The sequence below is a fragment of the Phormidium sp. CCY1219 genome (assembly GCF_055795085.1).
In genome coordinates this window covers 1-22,232 of record NZ_JAYFEQ010000856.1, presented here as the reverse complement: position 1 = coordinate 22,232, position 22,232 = coordinate 1, and the positions used below count along the sequence as shown (strand labels likewise).

The following is a 22,232-nucleotide window of genomic DNA, read 5'->3' as shown; positions in this document are numbered from 1 at the left end:
CCGTCAGAAAAAGATATCCGCGGCGGGGATGGTGACGGTCCCCTTTGCGGTCTTGAGAACGAGGTTGCCCGCGTCGTCGATGGTTTCAAAGGTGCCCGAGGTTTCCTCGCGCGCGGTGCGGGCGGTGATCACCTCACCCAGCTTGGCCGCGCGTGACAGCCACAGTTCGCGGATGGGCGCAAAGCCGTAGGTGGTGAACTGGTCCTCATGGCGGGCAAATGCAAGGGCAAGCGCCGACAGAAACGTCTCCGGGTCAACGCGCACGCCGGTTTCCGACTGGAGAGACACCGGCCACACTGCGCCGGGTTCCAGCCATTCTTTCATCGGGGTTTCGGCCAGATTGACGCCAATCCCGATAGAAAGATGATCGACACCGGATTTGACGCCTGCGCTTTCAAGGAGGATGCCCGCAAGCTTGCCGCCATTGAGCAGCACATCATTGGGCCATTTGAGCGCAAGTCCGCTGGTGCGGCCAGTCACGGTCTCCACGGCGTCATAGAGCGCAAGAGCGGCGATAAAGCTGCGCAGGGCGATCTGGTCGGGCGTGCCCTTGGGGCGATAGACCAGCGTGCCTGCAAAGTTGCCCTTGGGATCGGTCCACGCGCGTCCGCGTCGTCCGCGGCCTTTGGTCTGGCGCAGGGCGAGTATCCACTCCGGCCCGGTAAGGCTGGGCGCAAGGCGGGCGGCCTCGTCTAAGGTGCTGTCGACTTCTGCCAGCACACGGCGCCCGTATCCGATAGGCCAATCTGTCATGCGCGCCCCTTTAGCACCCGGTTTGACAAAAGGCAAAAGGCCCGGTCGCTCCGGACCGGGCCTTTTGACGAATTATTGCCTGCACTCATCAGTTGACCAGCATGGCCGCCGCAGAGGCCGCAGCACCTTCCAGCCCGAAGGTGGTGATAACCCCCACCAGCATCAGCGCGGCACCAACCGTAAAGAAGGCCAGCAGCACCGGCGAGCGGGAGGTTTCCACGTCATCGCCCTCAGAGCCGAAGTACATGAAGAACACAATGCGCAGGTAGTAGTAGGCCCCGATCACCGAGGCGATCACACCGGCAATCGCAAGCCATGCCATGTCCGCCTCGACCGCGGCGCGCAGCACGAAGAACTTGCCAAAGAAGCCCAGCATCGGCGGCACGCCTGCAAGCGAGAACAACAGCACCAGCATCCCAAGCGCGCGGCCCGGCTCTCGTTTGGCGTATTGGTTCAGCGCGGCGATGTCGGTGACGGGTTTGCCGTCACGGTGCAGCATCATGATGAAGGCAAAGGTGCCGATATTCATCGCCACATAGATCGACATGTAGATCAGCAGCGCCTGCACACCCAGCGCAGTGCCCGCCGCCAGACCGATCAGCGCATAACCCATATGGGCAATCGACGAATAGGCCATCAGGCGTTTGAGGTCGGTCTGGCCAATGGCCGCGACCGCGCCGAGGAACATCGACAGCACTGACAACAGCGCGATGACCTGGCTCCAGTCCTCGATCGCGTAGCCAAAGGCATCATGCAACACGCGGGCAAAGAGACCCATCGCGGCCACTTTGGGTGCGGAGGCAAAGAAGGCGGTGACCGGGGTCGGCGCGCCCTCGTAGACGTCCGGCGTCCACATGTGGAACGGCACCGCAGAGACCTTGAACGCCATGCCGGAGATCAGGAAGACGATCCCGAACAACAGGCCGATGGAGACCTCGCCGTGCTGGGCGACCTCGATGATGCCGGCAAATTTGGTGGTGCCCGCAAAGCCATAGACCAGCGACGCGCCATAGAGCAGCAGACCGGAGGAGAGCGCGCCAAGCACGAAATACTTCAGGCCCGCCTCGGTGGATTTGACGCTGTCGCGGCGCAGGGCGGCCACCACATAAAGCGCCAGCGATTGCAGCTCCAGCCCCATGTAAAGCGCCATCAGATCGCCTGCGGAGACCATCACCATCATGCCGATGGCAGAAAGCGCGATCAGGATCGGGTATTCAAACCGCAGCATGCCACGTTTGGACATATAGTCCTGCCCCATCACCATCACGGCGGCGGCAGAGAACAGGATCGCAACCTTGGCAAAGCGCGCGAAGGCGTCGTTGACGATCATGCCGCCAAAGGCCTCGGTCGAGCCGGAGCCGGAGGTTCCGATCCAGATGCCCAGCACCACCATCAGCGCGGCGGTCACCCACACGAGCATCGGCGCCAGCTTGTCCTTGACGGTGTAGACAGCCCCGAGCAGCGCCGCCATCGCAAAGATGGCGAGGATGATCTCGGGCAGGATCACGGAGAGATCAGCTTGCATCTCATCAGCTCCTTAGTGGGAATTGGTGGCGGCGACATCGACCTCGGCGGCATCCCAGAGGGGCCCCGCGTCGGCAACGGCCGTGTTGACGGATTGCACCAGCGCTTCGGTCGAGGGACCGATCACATCAGTGACGACGGACGGGTAGACACCAAGCAGCAGCGTCATCGCGATGAGCGGCGCAAAGATCCATTTTTCGCGGGCGTTCATGTCCTGAATGGCCTTGAGGCTCTCCTTGATCAGATCGCCAAAGACCACCCGACGATAGAGCCAGAGCGCATAGCAGGCCGAGAAAATCACGCCGGTGGTGGCGACAAAGGCAACCCAGGTGTTCTCCTGGAAGGTGCCGACCAGCGTCAGGAACTCCCCGATGAAACCAGAGGTGCCCGGCAGGCCCACGTTGCCCATGGTGAAGAACATGAACACCAGCGCATAGGCAGGCATGCGGATCACGAGACCGCCATAGGCGTCGATGTCGCGGGTATGCATGCGGTCATAGATGACCCCTACGCAGAGGAAGAGTGCGGCAGAGATGAAGCCGTGGCTGAGCATCTGGAAAATCGCCCCATCCACACCCTGCTGGTTCGCCGCAAAGATGCCCATGGTGACAAACCCCATGTGGGCGACCGAGGAATAGGCGATCAGCTTTTTCATGTCGTCCTGCACCATCGCCACCAGCGAGGTGTAGACAATCGCGATCGCCGACATCCACAGGACCACATCGGTCATCACCTCCGCCCCGATCGGGAACATGGGCAAGGAGAACCGCAGGAAGCCATAGCCGCCCATCTTCAACAGGATCGCCGCCAGCACCACGGAGCCCGCCGTCGGGGCCTGAACGTGTGCGTCCGGCAGCCATGTGTGCACCGGCCACATCGGCATCTTCACCGCAAAGGAGGCAAAGAAAGCGAGGAACAGCAGCGTCTGCATGCCGCCCACCACGTGAACGCCCAGCACGTCAAAGCCCGCATAGGAGAACTCATGCGCCAGCAGCCGGACCATATCGGTGGTGCCCGCATCGAAATACATCGCCACCATCGCCACCAGCATCAGCACAGAGCCAAAGAAGGTGTAGAGGAAGAACTTGAACGAGGCGTAGATCCGGTCCTTGCCGCCCCAGATGCCGATGATCAGGAACATCGGAATAAGGCCGGCTTCGAAGAACAGGTAGAAGAGCACCATGTCCAGCGCCATGAACACGCCGAGCATCAGCGTCTCCAGCACCAGGAAGGCGATCATGTATTCCTTGACCCGGGTGGCGACGGACCAGCTGGCCAGGATGGTCAGCGGCATCACAAAGGTCGTCAGCAGCACAAACAGCACCGAGATGCCATCAACACCCATCTTGTACTTCAGGCCAAAGATCCAGGCGCGCTCCTCGACGAACTGAAAGCCGGGATTGGCCGGGTCAAAGCCCGCATAGATGAACAGGCTCACCACAAAGGTGATCGTGGTGGCAAAGAGCGCCAGGATCTTTGCGTTGCGTCGTGCGGCTTCGTCGTCACCGCGCATCAGCAGCGCCATAAACGCCGCCGCCAGCGCAGGAATGAAGGTTACGATGGAAAGGAGATTGTGATCCATCAGTGCGATCCTCCGCCGATCGACATCCAGGTGACAAGGGCTGCGATCCCCAGCACCATCCAGAAGGCGTAAGTGAAGATGTAACCGGACTGGGCCCGGCCAGCGAGACGGGTGAAGAAGGGCACGATGCCCATCGCCACACCGTTGAGGAACCCGTCAATGGTCTTGCCGTCGCCCTTCTTCCAGAAGAAGCGGCCAAGCGCCAGCGCCGGTTTGACAAAGACCACGTTATAAAGCTCGTCAAAGTACCACTTGTTCTTGAGGAACAGGTAAAGCGGACGCTGCTGCTGCGCGAGGCGTTTGGGCAGCTCCGGGTTCACGATGTAGAACAGGACCGCCAGACCAAGGCCCAGGAGCATGGCAATGAAGGGGGAGACCTTCACCCATTTGGGCGCGGCATGGGCGTCATCCAGAACATGGTTGTCCGGTGCCATATACAGCGCGCCCTCACCCGGCTTGCCGACAAAGGCATAGTGATGTTCGCCCTCGGCGCCATGGGTGGTATCCGTCCCGTGATCCGCCGAACCGTGGTCCTCTTCTGCGGCATGCGAGTCACTTGCATGATCGTCGCCGTGGGAGGCGGCATCGCCGTGCGCAGCTGCCTCGGCCACCGGGATGCCGTAGAATTTGCCCACCTTGTCGGCGTGACCAAAGAAGGAGTTGTACCAGAGCATACCGGCAAACACCGCCCCCAGCGCCAGAACGCCCAGCGGGATCAGCATGACCATCGGGCTTTCATGCGCGTGATCATGGGTGTGTTTGTCGCCACGCGGTTTGCCGTAGAAGGTCAGGAAGATCAGGCGCCAGCTGTAGAAGGACGTCATCGCCGCTGCGATCACCAACATCCAGAAGCCATACATGGAGCCGCCCGCATAGGCGCTTTCGATAATGGCGTCCTTGGACAGGAAGCCTGCAAACCCGATGTGGGTGAGCGGAATGCCAACGCCAGTGATGGCCAGCGTGCCGATCATCATCGCCCAGAAGGTATAGGGGATCTTTTTGCGCAGGCCGCCGTAGTTCATCATGTCCTGTTCGTGGTGCATCGCGTGAATGACGGAGCCCGCGCCCAAGAACAGCATCGCCTTGAAGAACGCGTGGGTGAACAGGTGGAACATCGCCGCCGAATACATGCCGACGCCCGCGGCCACGAACATGTAGCCCAGCTGCGAGCACGTCGAATAGGCAATCACGCGCTTGATGTCGGTCTGAACCAGACCCACGGTCGCGGCAAAGAACGCGGTGGTGGCACCGAGAACGGTGATAAAGGTCGTCGCTTCGGGCGCAACCTCCATCAAGGGCGACATGCGGCACACAAGGAACACACCCGCCGTCACCATGGTTGCGGCGTGAATGAGTGCCGACACCGGGGTCGGCCCTTCCATCGCGTCCGGCAGCCATGTGTGCAGGATCAGCTGCGCCGATTTCCCCATCGCACCGACAAACAGCAGGAAGGCAATCAGGTTGGCCGCGTTCCAGTCGGTCCAGAGGAACGACACGGTGGTTTCCGCCAGATCCGGCGTCTCGGCAAAGATGGTGCCAAGGTTGATGCTGTCCGTCAGGAAAAACAGCGCAAAGATCCCGAGCGAGAAGCCAAAGTCGCCCACACGATTGACGATGAAGGCCTTCATCGCCGCCGCCCCGGCAGAGGGCTTGCGGTAGTAAAACCCGATCAACAGGTAGGAGGCAACGCCCACGCCTTCCCAGCCGAAGAACATCTGCACCAGGTTGTCGGAGGTCACCAGCATCAACATGGCGAAGGTGAAGAACGACAGATAGGCAAAGAAGCGCGGCTTGTAGCTCTCGCCCTCTTTGTACTGCGGGTCGTGATCCATGTAGCCGAAGGAATAAAGATGCACGAGCGCCGACACCGTAGAGATCACGATCAACATGATCGCGGTCAACCGGTCCAGTCGGATCGACCAGGAGGTCGACAGGCTGCCGCTCTCGATCCAGCGGAAAATCTCGATGATGCGGGTTTCGCCGTCAAAGGTCAGGAATGTGATCCACGACAACAGCGCCGTGAGGAACAACAGGCCGGTGGCGGTCCACATGGCGGCTTTTTCGCCGATGATCTTATGGCCAAAGCCGCAGATCACCGCCCCCACCAGCGGGGCAAAGAGGAGAATGGTTTCCATCTGGATTAGCCCTTCATCACGTTGATGTCTTCGACAGCGATGGTGCCGCGGTTCCGGAAGAAGCAGACGAGGATCGCAAGGCCAATCGCGGCCTCAGCGGCGGCGACGGTCAGCACGAACAGCGTGAACACCTGCCCCACCAGATCGCCAAGGAACGACGAGAAGGCGACGAGGTTGATGTTCACGGCCAGCAGCATGAGTTCGATGCTCATCAAAAGGATGATCACGTTCTTGCGGTTCAGGAAGAGCCCGAAAATGCCGATAACGAACAGCGTCGCCGCGACGGTGAGATGATGTTCAAGTCCGATCATTGATCAAAGCCCCTGCCCCGGTTTGATGTCCTTGAGCTCCATTGCCTTGGCCGGATCGCGATACATCTGGGCGAGCACGTCCTGACGCTTCACATCCTGGCGGTGGCGCAGGGTCAGAACGATGGCACCGATCATGGCCACCAGAAGGATCAGACCCGCTAGCTGGAACAGAAGGAAATATTGGTCGTAGATAATGAGGCCAAGCGCCTCGGTGTTGTGCCGATCAACAGGGATCGGCTGGCTCAGGTTCTGCGCCACGTCATGCGCACTCTCCCAGGAGCCATAGGCGATCACGAACTGCATCAGGATCACCAGCCCGATCAGCAGTGCCAGCGGCATGTAGCGGGCCATTTCGGCCTTGAGCTCGGCAAAGTCGACGTCGAGCATCATCACCACAAAGAGGAACAGCACCGCGACCGCGCCCACGTAGACGATCACCAGCAACATGGCGACGAATTCCGCCCCCAGCAGCACAAACAGCCCGGCCGAGGAAATAAAAGCCAGAATCAGCCACAGCACCGAATGCACTGGCTGACGGCTGATCACAGTGAACAGCCCGCCGGTGATGGCGCTGATGGCGAAGAGGTAAAAGGCAAACACGCTCATGTCTCATCGTCCCCTTTGTCGTCCATGACCTCCTGCGCCAAATCCATCGCGCGGGTCATGGCCGGAATGCCGGCAAAGACCGACATCTGTCCGATCGTTTCAACGATCTCTTGTTTCTTCGCGCCCGCCGCAAGAGCGTGGCGCACGGTCTGGCGCACGGCCGTATCGGCCTGCGCGCCCTGCATGGTCAACCCCGCCAGCGTCAGCAGCAGCCGGGTTTTGGCATCAAGCCCGTCTTTGTTGACGGTGTTGCCGAACATCATCTCCATGACCTCTTTGGGCATGGTGGGCCAGAGCGCCTCAAACCCTTTGGGAGAGAAACTCTCAAGCGCAGGATTGAGGGCCTTCGCCATCTCCTGCGCCTGGGCCATCATGGCCTCGAAAGGGTTTTTTGGCGTCTCACTCATCTGTACGGCGCGTCCAGCTCAAGGTTGCGGGCAATCTCGGCTTCCCAGCGCTCGCCATTGGCCAGCAGCTTGTCCTTGTCGTAGAACAGCTCCTCGCGGGTCTCGGTGGCGAATTCAAAATTCGGCCCCTCGACAATGGCGTCCACCGGGCAGGCTTCCTGACAGAAACCGCAGTAGATGCATTTGGTCATGTCGATGTCGTAGCGCGTGGTGCGGCGGCTACCGTCCTCGCGCGGTTCGGCATCGATGGTGATGGCCTGCGCCGGGCAGATCGCCTCGCAGAGTTTGCAGGCAATGCAGCGTTCCTCGCCGTTGGGATAACGGCGCAGGGCGTGCTCACCGCGAAAACGCGGGCTGAGCGGGCCTTTTTCATGCGGGTAGTTCAGGGTCGCCTTGGGGGCGAAGAAATACTTCAGCCCTAGTTTGAACCCCTGCCACACGTCTTGCAGCAGGAAGTATTTGGCGGCGCGGGTGTAATCGATCTGGGTCATATCAGCCTCCTGTGCTCCAGCGGGCGAACGCCCCCCAGAACCAATCGAAACGTGCGGCAAAGGCCACAAAGACCACCCAGACCAGGCTGAACGGCAGGAAAACTTTCCAGCCCAGACGCATCAGCTGGTCGTAGCGGTAACGCGGGGTGATGGCCTTGACCATGGCAAAGAGGAAGAAGAAGAACGCCATCTTTGCGATCATCCACAGCGGGCTGTCCGGCAGGAACGGCACCGGCGACAGCCAGCCGCCGAAGAACAGCAGCGAAGTGAGCGCGCACATCAGGAAGATGGCGATATATTCACCGGCCATGAACAACAGGAACGGCGTCGAGGAGTATTCCACCTGATAGCCTGCCACCAGTTCGGACTCCGCTTCGGGCAGGTCGAACGGTGGGCGGTTGGTTTCCGCAAGGCAGGAAATGAAGAACAGGAACACCATCGGGAAATGCGGCAGCCAGTACCAGTTGAACAGGCCTGCATTGCCGTCCTGTGCCCGCACGATATCGCCAAAGTTCATGCTGCCTGTCGACAGGATCACACCAATGATGATGAGACCGATGGAGACCTCATAGGAGATCATCTGCGCCGCAGAGCGCAAGGAGCCAAGGAACGGGTATTTGGAGTTCGACGCCCAGCCGCCCATGATGACGCCGTAGACCTCAAGCGAAGAGACCGCGAACACATAGAGGATGGCGACATTGATGTCCGAGAGCACCCATGTGTCGTTGAACGGGATCACCGCCCAGGCGATCATCGCCAACACAAAGGAGGTGAGCGGCGCCATGATAAACACAGTCCGGTCAGAGCCGGCCGGGATGACCACCTCCTTGACCACGTATTTCAGCGCATCCGCGACGGTCTGCAACAGGCCATAGACGCCCACCACATTGGGACCGCGCCGCATTTGGACAGCCGCCCAGATTTTGCGGTCGCCGTAGACAAGGAACAGAAGCGAGATCATCACAAAGGCGACAACCGCCAGGGTCTGCGCCAGGATGATGACAGCAATGCCGCCTGGGGTGTTAAAGAATTCAGCCATGGGTCCTCACACCGTAGGTATTCCGTTTGCCTTGCAGTCCTGCACCACGACTTCGGCGTCGAGCGTGCGCAAACCGCGCGGTAAGGCTGGCGAGATGGTGTAGACCGCATCGGCCTTCCAAATACCAGCCTCTTGTTTCGTTTTTGTGCGCACATGACGCGCAAAGCCGTATCCCCGGATCAGCGCATATTGTGCTGCCGCGCAATCGGCATAGTCGTTCAGATCCTCAAGCGCCCCGACCCGGTCCATGGTGACATGGAACTGCACCAGATCCCCATCGAGGAGGCTGGTGTCCACGCCCAGATAATCGGGCGCGGCGCGGCTCACCTCATCGCCCGACACATCCGTGCAGGCCATGAGGGCAAGCCCCGCGAGCGATATGAGCGCCGCCCGGATCACTCTGCCGCAATCGCCGTGTCGCGGCGCGCCTTGGCCTGAGCGGAGAGCTCTGCCATCAGCTGCGATGCGCGCGCAATCGGGTTGGTCAGGTAGAAGTCTTTGACCGCAGGCAGGAAATCCGCCTTGCCGAGTTTTTCAACCGGCAGCGCCTCGCCTTCATTGGCAACAACGCGATCCACCTTGGCCAGATGCGGGACGTCCTTGATCAGCGCCTTGCGCAGTTGCGCGAGGCTGTCATAGGGCAGTTTAGCATCGAGTTCCGCCGACAGCGCCCGCAGGATGGCCCAGTTTTCCTTGGCCTCACCCGGAGCAAAACCTGCACGCATGGCAAGCTGCGGACGGCCTTCGGTGTTCACGAACAGGCCGTTTTCCTCGGTATAGGCCGCACCCGGCAGGATCACATCGGCGCGGTGCGCGCCACGGTCGCCGTGGCTGCCCTGATAGATCACAAATGCACCTGCATCGATTTCGACCTCATCGGCCCCGAGGTTGTAGATCACCTCTGCACCGTCGATTGCAGCCGCCATGCCACCCTCGGTGACGGCCCCGACGTCCATGGCGCCCACACGAGCGGCGGCGCTGTGCAGGACCAAGAGCTTGCCCAGAGATTGCGCCTTGGCGAGAACCGCGAGACCGTCGGCTTCGCGCAGCGCGCCCTGCCCCACGATGACGATCGCGTCTTCCGGGGCTGTCAGCCCGTCAAGCGCGGCGCGATCCGTTCCCACATGATCGTGATCATAGGTCAGATCAGCGGCCGGGCCGACCAGTTTCACATTGGCCCCCTTGAGCCACGCCTTGCGGATGCGGGCATTCAGCACCGGCGCCTCGTCGCGCGGGTTGGTGCCAATCAGGATGATGTCCTTGGCGGTGTCGATATCCTCGATGGTGGCGGTGCCGACATAGCCCGCGCGGTTGCCGATGGGCAGGCGCGCATTATCGGTGCGGCATTCGACCTTGCCCTCAAGGCTCTCGATCAGGTTCTTCAGCGCATAGGCGGCCTCAACCGGAACCAGGTCACCGATCAGGCCTGCGACTTTCTTGCCCTTCATCGCGGTGGCGACAGCCTCCAGCGCCTCGGGCCATGTGGCGGGCTTCAGCTTGCCATCCACACGCACATAGGGGCGGTCCAGACGTTGGCGACGCAGGCCATCCCAGACAAAACGGGTCTTATCGGAGATCCATTCTTCGTTCACGCCATCATGGTTGCGCGGCAGGATACGCATCACTTCGCGGCCCTTGGTGTCCACGCGGATGTTCGATCCCAGCGCGTCCATCACGTCGATGGTCTCGGTCTTGGTGAGCTCCCACGGACGCGCGGTAAACGCATAGGGTTTCGAGGTCAGCGCACCGACCGGGCATAGGTCAATGATGTTGCCCTGAAGGTTCGAATCCAGCGTCTCGTTCAGATAGGAGGTGATCTCCGCATCCTCGCCGCGTCCGGTCTGCCCCATCTGCGAAATGCCTGCGACCTCGGTGGTGAAGCGCACGCAACGGGTGCAGGAGATGCAGCGGGTCATTGCGGTGCCCACAAGCGGGCCGAGGTTCAGATCGTCCACCGCGCGCTTGGGTTCACGGAAGCGCGAGAAATCAACGCCGTAGGCCATCGCCTGATCTTGCAGGTCGCATTCGCCGCCCTGATCGCAGATCGGGCAATCCAGCGGGTGGTTGATCAGGAGAAACTCCATCACCCCTTCGCGCGCCTTTTTCACCATCGGTGAATTGGTCTTCACCTGCGGCGCCTGGCCCTCGGGACCGGGGCGCAGATCACGCACCTGCATCGCGCAGGAGGCAGCGGGCTTGGGCGGGCCGCCGACGACCTCCACAAGGCACATACGACAGTTGCCCGCAATCGAGAGACGCTCGTGGTAGCAGAAGCGCGGGATCTCGATCCCGGCCTGCTCGCAGGCCTGGATCAGGGTCATCGCCCCGTCGACTTCGATCTCGGTTCCGTCAATGTTGATCTTGCGGAGGTCAGACATGGTCTATTTCGCCCTCAGTAACACGCCGATCGCGCTGTTTTTCTCGATTTCCGCCAGCCCGTAGGCGCAGAATGTTTCTGGCTGGTCCAGTTTGACCCCTTCCTGCCGCAGCAGGCGCTCGCCCTTGGCGCGCATCCGGGATTTTTCCTGGTCCGACTTGATGTAGGACTTGATTTCAGCGTCGCTGTAGCCAAGCGCATTGGCGCGGCTGCGGATCTGATAGAGCTGGTTCAGCCCTTTGAGCGTGCGCGGCGCGAGGCGATCACATTGATCGGCCACTTCGCTGGCCACGGCCACGGCAAACAGCGGATCCTCGATTTCCTGCACATCGCGCAACGACGGCCTGGCCTCGCCCGCGTTGGCACCAAAGGCCAGAAGCAGGGCCGCCAAAGCCGCCAGAGAGGTGGCCATCACGGCGGTGCGTGCCGGGGAAATGGCAATTGATTCAGACATGTCAGACTCCTGTGTGGTTCTGTCTGAACCACAGGAGTGAGACGCGCTGTTATACAATAGCACCCCGCCGGACCGGCCATGATATGCCGACCTGCGCATCAAGACTCGCAACGTCCCGTATAGACCGCATCGCCCTTGTCGAGCTGGATATTGTAGTTGCCCTCGGCGTCCAGCGCGATGTTGGTCCAATCAAACCGCGAGGTGCCGAAGTTCACGATGCAATAGCGTTTGGCCTGGTGATCGGCAGCCGCCAGCGCCCCCCGCTGGGATTGCAGCGCATCACGCACCTCGATGCGGAAATCGGCGAGGGTCTCTCTCTTGTTGATCGCTTTGGCACTGGTGCGGAACGCGATGCCGTCAAACCGCATGCGCTTTTCCTCGCGGGTCTTGCCTCCACAGGCCGCAAGCCCCACCGAGGCCGCCAGTATCAGCGTCAAAGTCATACGTGAAGTCATCATCATCTCTTCAGGTTATTCCGCTGCCATCACGCCGACGCGACCCGTTTTCTGAGCCTTGATGCGGTCTTCGATTTCTTCGCGGAAGTTGCGAATGAGACCCTGAATGGGCCAGGCAGCTGCATCACCCAATGCACAGATGGTGTGGCCTTCAACTTGTTTCGTGACATCCCAGAGCATGTCAATTTCTTCGAGTTCCGCTTCGCCCCGGACCAGACGATCCATGACGCGCATCATCCAGCCGGTACCCTCACGGCACGGGGTACACTGGCCGCAGCTCTCGTGTTTGTAGAATTTGGACAGACGCCAGATCGCCTTTACGATGTCGGTCTGTTTGTCCATCACGATCACCGCCGCGGTGCCAAGGCCGGAGCCCAGCTCGCCGCGCAGGTAATCAAAATCCATGATCGCGTCGCGCATCTTCTCGCCGCGCACACAGGGCACGGAAGAACCGCCGGGGATCACCGCCAGAAGGTTGTCCCAGCCGCCGCGAATGCCGCCGCAGTGTTTGTCGATGAGTTCCTCAAAGGAAATGCTCATCGCTTCCTCAACAACGCAGGGGTTGTTGACGTGGCCGGAGATCGCAAAAAGCTTGGTGCCCGCGTTGTTCTGACGGCCAAAGCCCGCAAACCACTCCGCCCCGCGCCGCAAGATGGTCGGCACCACGGCGATGGATTCCACATTGTTCACGGTGGTCGGGCAGCCATAAAGCCCCGCGCCCGCCGGGAACGGCGGCTTCATGCGCGGCATGCCTTTTTTGCCCTCAAGGCTCTCGATCAGGGCGGTTTCCTCGCCGCAGATATAGGCCCCTGCCCCGTGGTGCAGGAAGACGTCGAAGTCCCAGCCGGAGCCTGCAGCGTCTTTGCCCAGAAGCCCCTTGTCGTAGCATTCGTCAATCGCTGCCTGCAGCGCCTCGCGCTCGCGGATATATTCGCCGCGCAGGTAGATGTAGCAGGTGTGTGCGTTCATCGCGAAGGAAGCGATCAGCGCGCCCTCGATCAGCGTATGCGGATCGTGGCGCATGATTTCGCGGTCTTTGCAGGTGCCGGGCTCGGACTCATCAGCGTTGATCACTAGATAGGCCGGACGCCCGTCGCTTTCCTTGGGCATGAAGGACCATTTGAGGCCGGTGGGGAAGCCCGCACCGCCGCGTCCGCGCAGGCCGGAATCCTTCATGGTCTGGATGATCCAGTCGCGCCCTTTTTCAATGAGGCCCGCCGTACCGTCCCAATGGCCACGCTTTTGTGCGCCCGCTAACGTGCGTTCGTGCATCCCGTAAAGGTTGGTAAAGATCCGATCCTGATCCTTCAGCATGTGTGCCTACCTTTGACTGTTCTGACGCATGCGCCAGAGTTGAATGATGTTGACGCCCGCATAGATCATCGCCGCCAGAGCGGCGAAATCGAACAGCAGCGCATAGCGGCCCGGCAGGCCGATCGCGGGACCAATGAGAAGCGACAGGATCAGCCAGGCCACCATCGTGCCGGCGATCACCAGCGAGATGTGCCGCCCCTTGGCTGCAATGGCCTTATCCTGTTCGTCCTTCGTCATCGGGTCCAGTCATCCTTGACCACAGCGCACGGCCCATGGCCGCGATCTGCGATTATGATTTGTCTTTGTAACGGCCGTCTGTCTTGGCCGATTTGGCAAACTCGGTCTCTTCACCCGCTGCCAGTTTCTTGGATTGTTCGATCCAGCCGTCCCGTTCGATGCGGCCCTTGAACTTCAGGCGCGCATCCACCCAAGCCATCTCGGCCTCGGTCCATTTGGCGATCTGGTCGAAGTGGAAAAAGCCCAACTCATTCAGTGTCTGTTCAAGCTTCGGCCCCACCCCTTTGAGGAGTTTGAGGTCGTCCGCCCCGCCCTCGCGCGCCGCGGTCAGCGTCTCGGGCTCTTTTTCCTCGACCGCATCTGCCGCATCCGCCTTGGGCTCTGTCACCTTTGCGGCGGCGGCCTCGGGCTGTGCCGGGGTGGCGGCGTCGGATTTCTTGGCGGGAGGTTTGGAGGGCGTCTCTGCCTTGGCCGCTTCCGCCTGCTTGGCGGCGGGTTTCGGACGCTCCGGTGCTGCCGGAGTGGGCTCTGCCGCAGCACGCCCCGCAACCACGCCATCCTTGCCCACCCAAGGGGTCAGCAGCGGTACTTCATCGCCCTGAATGCGCTTCACACCGTCGCCAAGCTCGGTCGCGAGTTCGGCAGACGCGTTGTACTGCGGCTTGTCCGCCTCATAATCCTTGAGCGAGGTAAGACCGGATTTCGGCTCTGCCGCGTAACGGCCATTTTGCGGGCCAGGCACCACGTCCTTGCCAGCGGCCAGATCGTCGATCAGCTTGGTAAAGCTCGCGGCGGTCAGATCCTCGTAGTAGTCCTTGCCGATCTGCGCCATCGGCGCATTGGTGCAGGACCCGAGGCATTCCACCTCTTCCCAGGAAAACTTGCCATCCTCGGACACGGTGTGCGGCTTGGGCGCGATCTTGTCCTTGCAGACCGCAATCAGATCCTCCGCCCCGCAGATCATGCAGGAGGTGGTGCCGCAGACCTGAATATGCGCAACAGAGCCGGTGGGTTGCAGCTGGAACATGAAGTAGAAGGAGGCCACCTCCAGCACGCGGATATAGGCCATGCCGAGCATATCGGCGACATATTCGATCGCCGGTTTGGTGATCCAGCCTTCCTGTTCCTGCGCACGCCACAGGATCGGGATCACCGCCGAGGCCTGACGGCCCTCGGGGTATTTGGTCATTTGCGCCTCTGCCCAGGCCTGGTTGGCCGGGGTGAAGGCAAAACTATCGGGTTGTTCGGAATGGAGCCTACGCAGCATCGTTTTCACCGTGTATTTTTTCTGCACAAAGACGCGAAATTTCACTTCTATGCACCGAAACCTTCTTCTTCTCTGCAAGAGTAGCATCTCTCACTTGCTGAGTTTTTTTAAGTGCTCGCTCCGAGTTGACGAACACAAGTTCTCCCGAACTCGCGTGTTCCAAGAAAGCAACGTAAGGTGAGAAAAACGAGAAGCTCATTTTAATTTCAAGGTCACCCGGAAATAAAACATGAGCCATATTGAGTGCACTACTCAGCTGCGCTTGTACTTCAAGAACCGGTGCAAGATGATCTACCTCGGCTGCTTTGAGGGAAAAATAGTTTGGATCAGCAGCGATCTTGCCTTGTTCCAATTCCGCCGCAAGTTCGATCAACGTCAACTTAGCGTCGTAGTCATTTAGCGCCGCAATCATCTTGCTGCATTCCAAAATTACTGCGTTGTTCCTGTTCGCTTCCAGAGCGTTAGCTAAACTACTAGCCGACCAAATGAGCCCTACAACCGCTGCAAGGGATGCAGCAAATTGTGCTGCACCAGCGCAATTTTTTACGACTGCCCCGATCACCGGTCAATCTCTCCAAAAACGATGTCCATGGTGCCGATGATGGCCGCGACGTCGGCGAGCTGGTGGCCCTTGGCGACGTGGTCCATCGCCTGCAAATGCAGGAAGCCCGGCGCGCGCAGCTTGGCGCGGTAGGGTTTGTTGGTGCCATCCGCCACCAGATAGACCCCGAATTCGCCCTTGGGCGCCTCGACCGCGGCGTAGACCTCGCCCTCGGGGACGTGGAAGCCTTCGGTATAGAGCTTGAAGTGGTGGATCAGGCTCTCCATCGAGGTTTTCATGTCGGTGCGCTTGGGCGGGCTGATCTTGCCGCGCGCCATCACGTCGCCGGTGGCCTCGCGCAGCTTGTGGATCGCCTGACGGATGATCGACAGCGACTGGCGCATCTCTTCCATCCGGACAAGGTAGCGGTCGTAGCAGTCGCCGTTCTTGCCCACCGGGATCTGAAAGTCGAACTCGTCGTAGCATTCATAGGGCTGCGCACGGCGCAAATCCCAGGCCAGACCGGAGCCACGCACCATGACGCCGGAGAACCCGTATTGCTGGATCTCCTCCTCGGTGACGACGCCGATGTCGCAGTTGCGCTGCTTGAAGATGCGGTTCTCGGTCAGCAGCCCGTCGATGTCGTCCATCACGGCGGGGAATTCGATCGCCCATTCCTCGATATCATCGAGCAATTCATCCGGCAGGTCCTGATGCACACCACCGGGGCGGAAGTAGGCCGCGTGCAGACGTGCACCACAGGCCCGCTCGTAGAAGATCATCAGCTTTTCGCGTTCTTCAAAGCCCCAGAGCGGCGGCGTCAGCGCGCCCACGTCCATCGCCTGCGTGGTGACGTTCAGCAGGTGATTGAGGATGCGGCCGATTTCCGAATAAAGCACCCGAATGAGCTGGGCGCGGCGCGGCACCTCAACCCCGGTGAGTTTCTCGATCGCCAGACACCATGCGTGCTCCTGGTTCATCGGCGCCACATAATCGAGGCGGTCGAAATACGGCAGGTTCTGCAGGTAGGTGCGGCTCTCCATCAGCTTTTCGGTGCCACGGTGCAAGAGGCCGATATGCGGATCGCAGCGTTCCACGATCTCGCCGTCCAGTTCCAGAACCAGGCGCAAAACGCCGTGGGCCGCCGGGTGTTGCGGGCCGAAGTTGATGTTGAAATTACGGATCTTCTGCTCGCCCGTCTGGGCGTCGTCAAAACCTTTGGAGCCGTCCATCATTTCGCCCCCTCTTTCTCGTCACCGGGCAGGATGTAGTCGGCACCCTCCCATGGGCTCATGAAGTCAAACTGGCGGTATTCCTGCACCAGTTTCACCGGCTCGTAGACCACGCGCTTTTGCGCCTCGTCATAGCGGACTTCGGTGTAGCCGGTGGTCGGGAAATCCTTGCGCAGCGGGTGGCCGCGAAAGCCGTAGTCGGTCAGCAGGCGGCGCAGGTCCGGGTGGCCTGTGAACAGGATGCCGAACATGTCAAAGACTTCGCGCTCGAACCAGTTGGCGGAGGGGTGCACATCCACGATGGAGGGCACCATGTCCTCTTCGCGCACCGCAACCCGCAGGCGGATGCGGTGGTTCTGGTACATCGACAGCAGGTGATACACCACGTCAAAGCGCTTGGTGCGCTCGGGGTAATCCACGGCGGTGATGTCAACCAGGGTGGAGAACCGGCAGGCGCTGTCCACGCGCAGGAACTCCACAAGACCTGCGATATTGGCCGGTTTCACGTCGATATTCAGCTCGCCATGCGCGATGTCCCAGGACAACACACAATCGGGGCGCTTGGCTTCGATCTGATGGCCAAGGTCTTGCAATGCTTCAATCATCTGTGTCTCCTGCCCTTAGCGCACAAGGGTGCCGGTGCGGCGGATCTTGCGCTGCAGTTGCATCAGCCCATAAAGCAGCGCCTCTGCGGTGGGCGGGCAGCCGGGCACGTAGATGTCGACCGGCACGATCCGGTCACAACCGCGCACGACGGAATAGCTGTAGTGGTAATAGCCACCGCCATTGGCGCAGGACCCCATCGAGATCACATAGCGCGGTTCTGGCATCTGGTCGTAGACCTTGCGCAGCGCCGGGGCCATCTTATTGGTGAGGGTGCCCGCAACGATCATCACATCCGACTGACGCGGGCTCGCGCGTGGCGCGATGCCAAAGCGTTCGGCGTCATAGCGTGGCATGGAGGTATGCATCATCTCGACCGCGCAGCAGGCCAGACCAAAGGTCATCCAGTGCAGCGATCCGGTGCGCGCCCAGTTGATGATGTCCTCGGCAGAGGTCAGCAGAAACCCCTTGTCCTGCAATTCCGCATTGAGGGCCTGGGTGACCATTTCCTTGTCGACACCCGCGGTGTTCGCGCCAGCTGTCACTCCCATTCCAATGCCCCCTTCTTCCATTCGTAGGCAAAGCCGATCGTCAGCACGCCCAGGAACACCATCATGGACCAGAAGCCGGTATCGCTGATGTCCTTAAAGCCGACGGCCCAGGGAAACAGGAAGGCAATCTCCAGATCGAAGATGATGAACAGGATCGAGACCAGATAAAAGCGCACGTCGAATTTCATGCGGGCGTCATCGAATGCGTTGAAACCGCACTCATAGGCGCTGACTTTTTCCGGGTCGGGATTGCGCACCGCAACAACAACGGCAGCAAGAATAAGCACGAGACCAAGGCCGATGGCGACGGCCAAAAACACCAGAATGGGCAGGTATTCCCGCAACATCTCTTCCACGAGTGGCTCCTTTCCGCGCACACGGCAAGATCTGCTCGTGCACCGTCAATTGGCGTGTTGACTTGGGCCGTTACTACTCCCGTCCCCCTACACCGTCAACCAAGGGGAAGTTAATGTGAAAAGCTTTCTCGACCAGACCGGCAGACACGCAACAACGCCTTAAAAACTGATGGTTTTAGTCGGAATTTAGCGCGCGGCAAGTTGGTGCAGACCGGCCCGGCCAAAGCGGCGGGAAACCCCTTATTTGCTACGCCAGGCGGGGGCGCGTTTTTCAAAAAACGCGTTGATCCCATCCACGGCCTCGGGGCTTTCCCAGCGGTCCACAAGGGCCGAAATGGTAAAATCAATCACGGTTTTATCGATCTGCGGGCCCAGGGCGCGCGCCAGTGCCTTGGCGTCAGCGACCGCGCCCGGCGCACAATCAAGGTATGGCACCACTTCTGCCTCGACCGCGGCATCGAGTGAGTCGGCTGGAACCACCCGGGCCAGAAGCCCCAGCTCCACCGCTTCCGACGCGTCAAAGAGCCGCGCCGACATGAACACGCGCCGCGCGCGCGCCTCGCCCATGCGGGCGATGACATAGGGGCCGATGGTGGCGGGGATCAGGCCAAGGCGGGTCTCGGTGAGGCCCATCTTGAGGCTGTCGACGCCGATCGCCACATCACAGACCGAGGCCATGCCCACGCCACCGCCAAACGCGTTGCCCTGTAGCCGCCCGATCAAGGGCTGCGGCAAGGTGTTCAGAAGGTTCAGCATGTCCGCCAGCACCCGCGCCTCGCGGGCGCGGGTCTCGGCATCCGCATCCATCTGCGCCTGCATCCACGCCAGATCGCCCCCAGCGCAGAAGCTTTTACCCGCGCCGGTCAGGACCACCACACGCACGCTTCGGTCCGCCGCCAGCGCGCGCGCTGCATCCTGCAATTCCTGCAGCATCTGCCCCGACATGGCGTTGTGCTTTTCGGAACGGTTGAGCGTCAGGGTCGCCACGCCGCGATCATCGCGTGTGAGCGTTAGCGTGTCATACATGGCCAAAGGGTCCTTATTGTGATGAAGTATCAGGCATCGGCGGCAACGGGACGCAGAGCGCGCGCCATAACAGCGGCCTCCTGCAGGACATCGCCATCCAGCCCAGTGTCATAGCCCAGCCGGGTCAGGTGTTCGTGCACGACCTCAGTGGCGACATTGCCCGCCGCACCCGGCGCATAGGGACAGCCGCCAAGCCCGCCCACGGCGGCATCAAACACCCGCACGCCCAGCGCCAGCGAGGCGTCGATATTGTCCACGGCCCGGCCTGCGGTGTCGTGGTAATGCCCCGCAAGCCGCGTCACTGGCACGGCGTCTTTGACCGCAATCAGCATCTTGGCGATCTTGTCGGGTGTCGCCTTGCCGATGGTGTCGCCCAGCGAGATCTCATAGCAGCCCATCGAGAACAGCCGATCCGCGACCTCGGCCACTTTGTCGGGGGCGACAGCGCCATCATAGGGGCAGTCGGTCACGCAGGAGACATAACCCCGCACCGGCAGGTCGATATGGCGCGCGGCCTCCAGAATGGGGGCAAAGCGTTCAATACTCTCGGCAATCGAGGCATTGATATTGGCCTGCGAAAACCCCTCGGATGCGGAGGCAAAAATGGCGATTTCATCGGCGCGCGCGGCCAGCGCGTCCTCATAGCCCCGCATATTCGGGGTGAGCGCCGCATAGCGCACGCCTTTGGCCTTGGTGATCCCAGCCAGCACTTCGGCGCTGCCCGCCATCTGCGGCACCCATTTCGGCGACACGAAGCTTGCCACCTCGATCCGGGAAAAGCCTGCGCGGCTGAGGCAATCCACCAGCGCCACCTTGTCGGCGACGGGGATGTCGCGCTTTTCATTCTGCAGCCCGTCGCGTGGGCCCACCTCAAAGATCTCGACGCGGTCTTTCATGGGTTTTGCTCCTCCCGGTTCATGGGCGCGGCTCAGGCGTCTTCCTCCAGCCGGACCAGCGCTGCTCCAGCCTCCACCTGATCGCCGGCTTGCGCAAGAACTTCTGCAACCACGCCGTCCCGGGCGGCCAGCAAAGAGTGTTCCATTTTCATGGCCTCAAGGATGGCGAGCCGGTCGCCTTCCTTGACGGTGGCGCCCGCCTCCGCAAAGACCGCCTTGACCAGGCCAGGCATCGGGGCCTCGATCAGGTTGCCGTCCCCGGCAGCCCCTGCGGCGCGCTCCAGCGGGTCGATCACCGTAAAGCTCAGCCCGTAGTGATCAAACACCGTGATCGTGTCGCCGCAGATCGACAGGGGCGGCAGGGGCATGCTGCCAATCACCCAGCCTGAGGCCATGCGGTTCACGGCGATATGCGTGCCCTCAATCGTCCAATCCTGACGGTCGGGGCCGTTGACCTCGACGGTGGCCTCAAACCGCTCGCCCTGCCACTCCAGCGTGACGGAGCGATGCAGGTCGGCCCATAGCGTAAAGCCCATGTCAGGGCGCGCCTCGATCAGATCGAGCGCAGCCATTGCAGCGGCGGCCTTATGCTCGGGCTTTGCGACCGGTGCCGCCGCGAGCGTGTCGAGATCCCGTGCGATCAGGCCTGTGTCCACGTCGCCCGCGGCAAAGCCGGCATGCCGCGTGAGCGCGCCAAGGAAGGCAAGGTTGGTGACAGTTCCGGCAACCTCGGTGCGGGCCAGCGCGTCATCCAGCTGGCGCAGCGCTGCGGCGCGGGAGGGGCCATGTACGATCACCTTGGAGATCATCGGATCATACCACGGGCTGATGGTGTCCCCTGCCCGCACCCCGCTGTCGGCGCGCACACCTTCGGGAAAGGCCAGATGCGAGAGCGTGCCGGTGGCGGGCAAAAAGCCCTTGGGCACGTCTTCGGCATAAAGCCGCGCCTCGAAGGCGTGGCCGCTGATGGTGAGGTCGTCCTGCTGCAGGGGCAGCCCTTCGCCAGAGGCGACGCGCAACTGCCATTCCACCAGATCAACGCCGGTGATGAGCTCCGTGACCGGATGCTCCACCTGCAAACGGGTGTTCATCTCCATGAACCAGAACCCGTCCGCACGCAGCCCGTCCGAGCCGTCCACAATGAACTCGACCGTGCCCGCGCCCGCATAGCCGATCGCCTCGGCCGCGCGCACGGCGGCCTGCCCCATGGCGGCGCGCATCTCTTCGGTCATGCCGGGGGCCGGCGCTTCTTCGATCACCTTTTGGTGGCGGCGCTGCAGCGAACAGTCGCGCTCAAACAGATGCACCGCCGATGTACCGTCGCCAAAGACCTGCACCTCGATATGGCGCGGTTTCTGGATGTATTTTTCAATCAGCACCGCCGGGTTGCCAAAGGACGTTGTGGCCTCGCCCTGCGCCGAGGCCAGCGCATCGTTGAAATCCTTGGGATCCTCGACCAACCGCATGCCCTTGCCACCGCCGCCCGCGACCGCCTTGATCAGGACCGGATAGCCGATGCTCTCCGCCTGTTCGGCGAGGAAGCCCGCGTCCTGAGTGTCGCCGTGATAGCCCGGAACCACCGGAACGCCCGCCTCTTCCATCAGCGCCTTGGCCGCGTCCTTGAGCCCCATCTTGCGGATCGCGCTGGCAGAGGGACCGATGAAGGCAAGGCCTGCCGCCTCGACCTTTTCCACAAAATCGGGGTTCTCCGACAGAAACCCATAACCCGGATGTATGCCTTGCGCGCCGGTGGCTTTGGCGGCGGCGAGGATCTCGTCCTGCAGCAGGTAGCTATCCGCTGGGGCCGGTCCGTGGCCGATATGGACAGCCTCATCCGCAAGCGCCACATGTTTGGCACCTCGGTCCGCATCGGAGTAGACGGCGACGGTGCGTACACCCAGACGACGGGCGGTTTCCATCACCCGGCATGCAATTTCGCCACGGTTGGCAATCAGGATCTTGTTGAACATCTTGCGGTGCTCCTTTTGAGGGACCGTCGCGGGGGGGGGGGGGGGGGGGGGGGGGGGGGGGGGGGGGGGGGGGGGGGGGGGGGGGGGGGGGGGGGGGGGGGGGGG

Annotated in this window: 24 protein-coding genes; all 24 read right to left on the bottom strand. The window is 61.4% G+C overall.

All coding sequences use genetic code 11. The features are described 5' to 3' along the window. Positions 1–3 precede the first annotated feature (3 nt). The 24 genes from AC0QH1_RS27315 to AC0QH1_RS27200 all read right to left on the bottom strand — a co-directional run bounded on the left by AC0QH1_RS27315 (position 4) and on the right by AC0QH1_RS27200 (position 22,127). Complete coding sequence (locus AC0QH1_RS27315) at positions 4–720, bottom strand: biotin--[acetyl-CoA-carboxylase] ligase (RefSeq protein ID WP_324634609.1); 717 nt, start codon at positions 718–720, stop codon at positions 4–6. Positions 721–841: 121 nt separating this feature from the next. Beyond that, positions 842–2,278: an NADH-quinone oxidoreductase subunit NuoN gene (gene nuoN / locus AC0QH1_RS27310; RefSeq protein ID WP_324634608.1), complete on the bottom strand. Its 1,437-nt coding sequence runs from the start codon at positions 2,276–2,278 to the stop codon at positions 842–844. A gap of 12 nt (positions 2,279–2,290) precedes the next feature. Then, complete coding sequence (locus tag AC0QH1_RS27305; RefSeq protein ID WP_324634607.1) at positions 2,291–3,859, bottom strand: NADH-quinone oxidoreductase subunit M; 1,569 nt, start codon at positions 3,857–3,859, stop codon at positions 2,291–2,293. Beyond that, the gene (nuoL, locus tag AC0QH1_RS27300) at positions 3,859–5,994 is read right to left on the bottom strand and encodes an NADH-quinone oxidoreductase subunit L (protein WP_324634606.1); all 2,136 of its coding nucleotides are present in this window, start codon (positions 5,992–5,994) and stop codon (positions 3,859–3,861) included. The genes AC0QH1_RS27305 and nuoL overlap by 1 nt, the downstream gene beginning before the upstream one ends. Before the next feature lie 5 nt (positions 5,995–5,999). Beyond that, complete coding sequence (gene nuoK / locus AC0QH1_RS27295; protein ID WP_324634605.1) at positions 6,000–6,305, bottom strand: NADH-quinone oxidoreductase subunit NuoK; 306 nt, start codon at positions 6,303–6,305, stop codon at positions 6,000–6,002. A gap of 3 nt (positions 6,306–6,308) precedes the next feature. Further along, positions 6,309–6,911, bottom strand: coding sequence for an NADH-quinone oxidoreductase subunit J (locus tag AC0QH1_RS27290; protein ID WP_005624623.1), 603 nt, complete (start codon positions 6,909–6,911; stop codon positions 6,309–6,311). Next, entirely contained in the window at positions 6,908–7,318 is a 411-nt protein-coding gene (locus AC0QH1_RS27285) for a carboxymuconolactone decarboxylase family protein (RefSeq protein WP_005624621.1), read from the bottom strand. The genes AC0QH1_RS27290 and AC0QH1_RS27285 overlap by 4 nt, the downstream gene beginning before the upstream one ends. Beyond that, a complete protein-coding gene (gene nuoI, locus AC0QH1_RS27280; RefSeq protein WP_005624618.1) occupies positions 7,315–7,809 on the bottom strand; it encodes an NADH-quinone oxidoreductase subunit NuoI in 495 nt (164 codons plus the stop codon). The genes AC0QH1_RS27285 and nuoI overlap by 4 nt, the downstream gene beginning before the upstream one ends. Before the next feature lies 1 nt (position 7,810). Further along, positions 7,811–8,848: an NADH-quinone oxidoreductase subunit NuoH gene (gene nuoH, locus AC0QH1_RS27275; protein WP_065330698.1), complete on the bottom strand. Its 1,038-nt coding sequence runs from the start codon at positions 8,846–8,848 to the stop codon at positions 7,811–7,813. Between the two features lie 6 nt (positions 8,849–8,854). Next, positions 8,855–9,205, bottom strand: a complete 351-nt coding sequence (locus AC0QH1_RS27270; protein ID WP_009178839.1) for a hypothetical protein — start codon at positions 9,203–9,205, stop codon at positions 8,855–8,857. A gap of 38 nt (positions 9,206–9,243) precedes the next feature. Further along, positions 9,244–11,226 (bottom strand): NADH-quinone oxidoreductase subunit NuoG, encoded by a 1,983-nt coding sequence (nuoG, locus tag AC0QH1_RS27265; RefSeq protein WP_239367690.1) that lies wholly within the window; start codon positions 11,224–11,226, stop codon positions 9,244–9,246. Between the two features lie 3 nt (positions 11,227–11,229). Further along, positions 11,230–11,679 carry a DUF5333 domain-containing protein gene (locus AC0QH1_RS27260; RefSeq protein ID WP_324634604.1) on the bottom strand — a complete coding sequence of 150 codons (450 nt, stop codon included), beginning with the start codon at positions 11,677–11,679 and terminating at the stop codon, positions 11,230–11,232. 98 nt (positions 11,680–11,777) lie between these two features. Continuing rightward, complete coding sequence (locus tag AC0QH1_RS27255) at positions 11,778–12,140, bottom strand: hypothetical protein (RefSeq protein WP_324634603.1); 363 nt, start codon at positions 12,138–12,140, stop codon at positions 11,778–11,780. A gap of 9 nt (positions 12,141–12,149) precedes the next feature. Beyond that, entirely contained in the window at positions 12,150–13,448 is a 1,299-nt protein-coding gene (gene nuoF, locus AC0QH1_RS27250; protein ID WP_239323353.1) for an NADH-quinone oxidoreductase subunit NuoF, read from the bottom strand. 6 nt (positions 13,449–13,454) lie between these two features. Further along, on the bottom strand, positions 13,455–13,685 hold the full coding sequence (locus tag AC0QH1_RS27245) for a DUF5337 domain-containing protein (RefSeq protein ID WP_065326950.1): 231 nt from the start codon (positions 13,683–13,685) through the stop codon (positions 13,455–13,457). A gap of 52 nt (positions 13,686–13,737) precedes the next feature. Further along, positions 13,738–14,997 (bottom strand): NADH-quinone oxidoreductase subunit E, encoded by a 1,260-nt coding sequence (locus tag AC0QH1_RS27240; protein WP_324634602.1) that lies wholly within the window; start codon positions 14,995–14,997, stop codon positions 13,738–13,740. Then, complete coding sequence (locus tag AC0QH1_RS27235; RefSeq protein WP_324634601.1) at positions 14,942–15,514, bottom strand: hypothetical protein; 573 nt, start codon at positions 15,512–15,514, stop codon at positions 14,942–14,944. The genes AC0QH1_RS27240 and AC0QH1_RS27235 overlap by 56 nt, the downstream gene beginning before the upstream one ends. Further along, positions 15,511–16,728: an NADH-quinone oxidoreductase subunit D gene (locus AC0QH1_RS27230; protein ID WP_324634600.1), complete on the bottom strand. Its 1,218-nt coding sequence runs from the start codon at positions 16,726–16,728 to the stop codon at positions 15,511–15,513. The genes AC0QH1_RS27235 and AC0QH1_RS27230 overlap by 4 nt, the downstream gene beginning before the upstream one ends. Next, positions 16,725–17,330, bottom strand: a complete 606-nt coding sequence (locus AC0QH1_RS27225; protein ID WP_005618556.1) for an NADH-quinone oxidoreductase subunit C — start codon at positions 17,328–17,330, stop codon at positions 16,725–16,727. The genes AC0QH1_RS27230 and AC0QH1_RS27225 overlap by 4 nt, the downstream gene beginning before the upstream one ends. A 15-nt stretch (positions 17,331–17,345) precedes the next feature. Then, entirely contained in the window at positions 17,346–17,879 is a 534-nt protein-coding gene (locus AC0QH1_RS27220) for a NuoB/complex I 20 kDa subunit family protein (RefSeq protein WP_239323350.1), read from the bottom strand. Then, positions 17,870–18,226, bottom strand: coding sequence for an NADH-quinone oxidoreductase subunit A (locus tag AC0QH1_RS27215; protein ID WP_206027098.1), 357 nt, complete (start codon positions 18,224–18,226; stop codon positions 17,870–17,872). Before AC0QH1_RS27215 ends, AC0QH1_RS27220 begins: the two co-directional genes overlap by 10 nt. 249 nt (positions 18,227–18,475) lie before the next feature. Then, positions 18,476–19,261 carry a crotonase/enoyl-CoA hydratase family protein gene (locus AC0QH1_RS27210; protein WP_324634599.1) on the bottom strand — a complete coding sequence of 262 codons (786 nt, stop codon included), beginning with the start codon at positions 19,259–19,261 and terminating at the stop codon, positions 18,476–18,478. Positions 19,262–19,290: 29 nt separating this feature from the next. Next, positions 19,291–20,157 carry a hydroxymethylglutaryl-CoA lyase gene (locus tag AC0QH1_RS27205; RefSeq protein ID WP_324634598.1) on the bottom strand — a complete coding sequence of 289 codons (867 nt, stop codon included), beginning with the start codon at positions 20,155–20,157 and terminating at the stop codon, positions 19,291–19,293. A 32-nt stretch (positions 20,158–20,189) separates the two neighbouring features. Further along, entirely contained in the window at positions 20,190–22,127 is a 1,938-nt protein-coding gene (locus AC0QH1_RS27200) for an acetyl/propionyl/methylcrotonyl-CoA carboxylase subunit alpha (protein ID WP_324634597.1), read from the bottom strand. Positions 22,128–22,232: the final 105 nt, after the last annotated feature.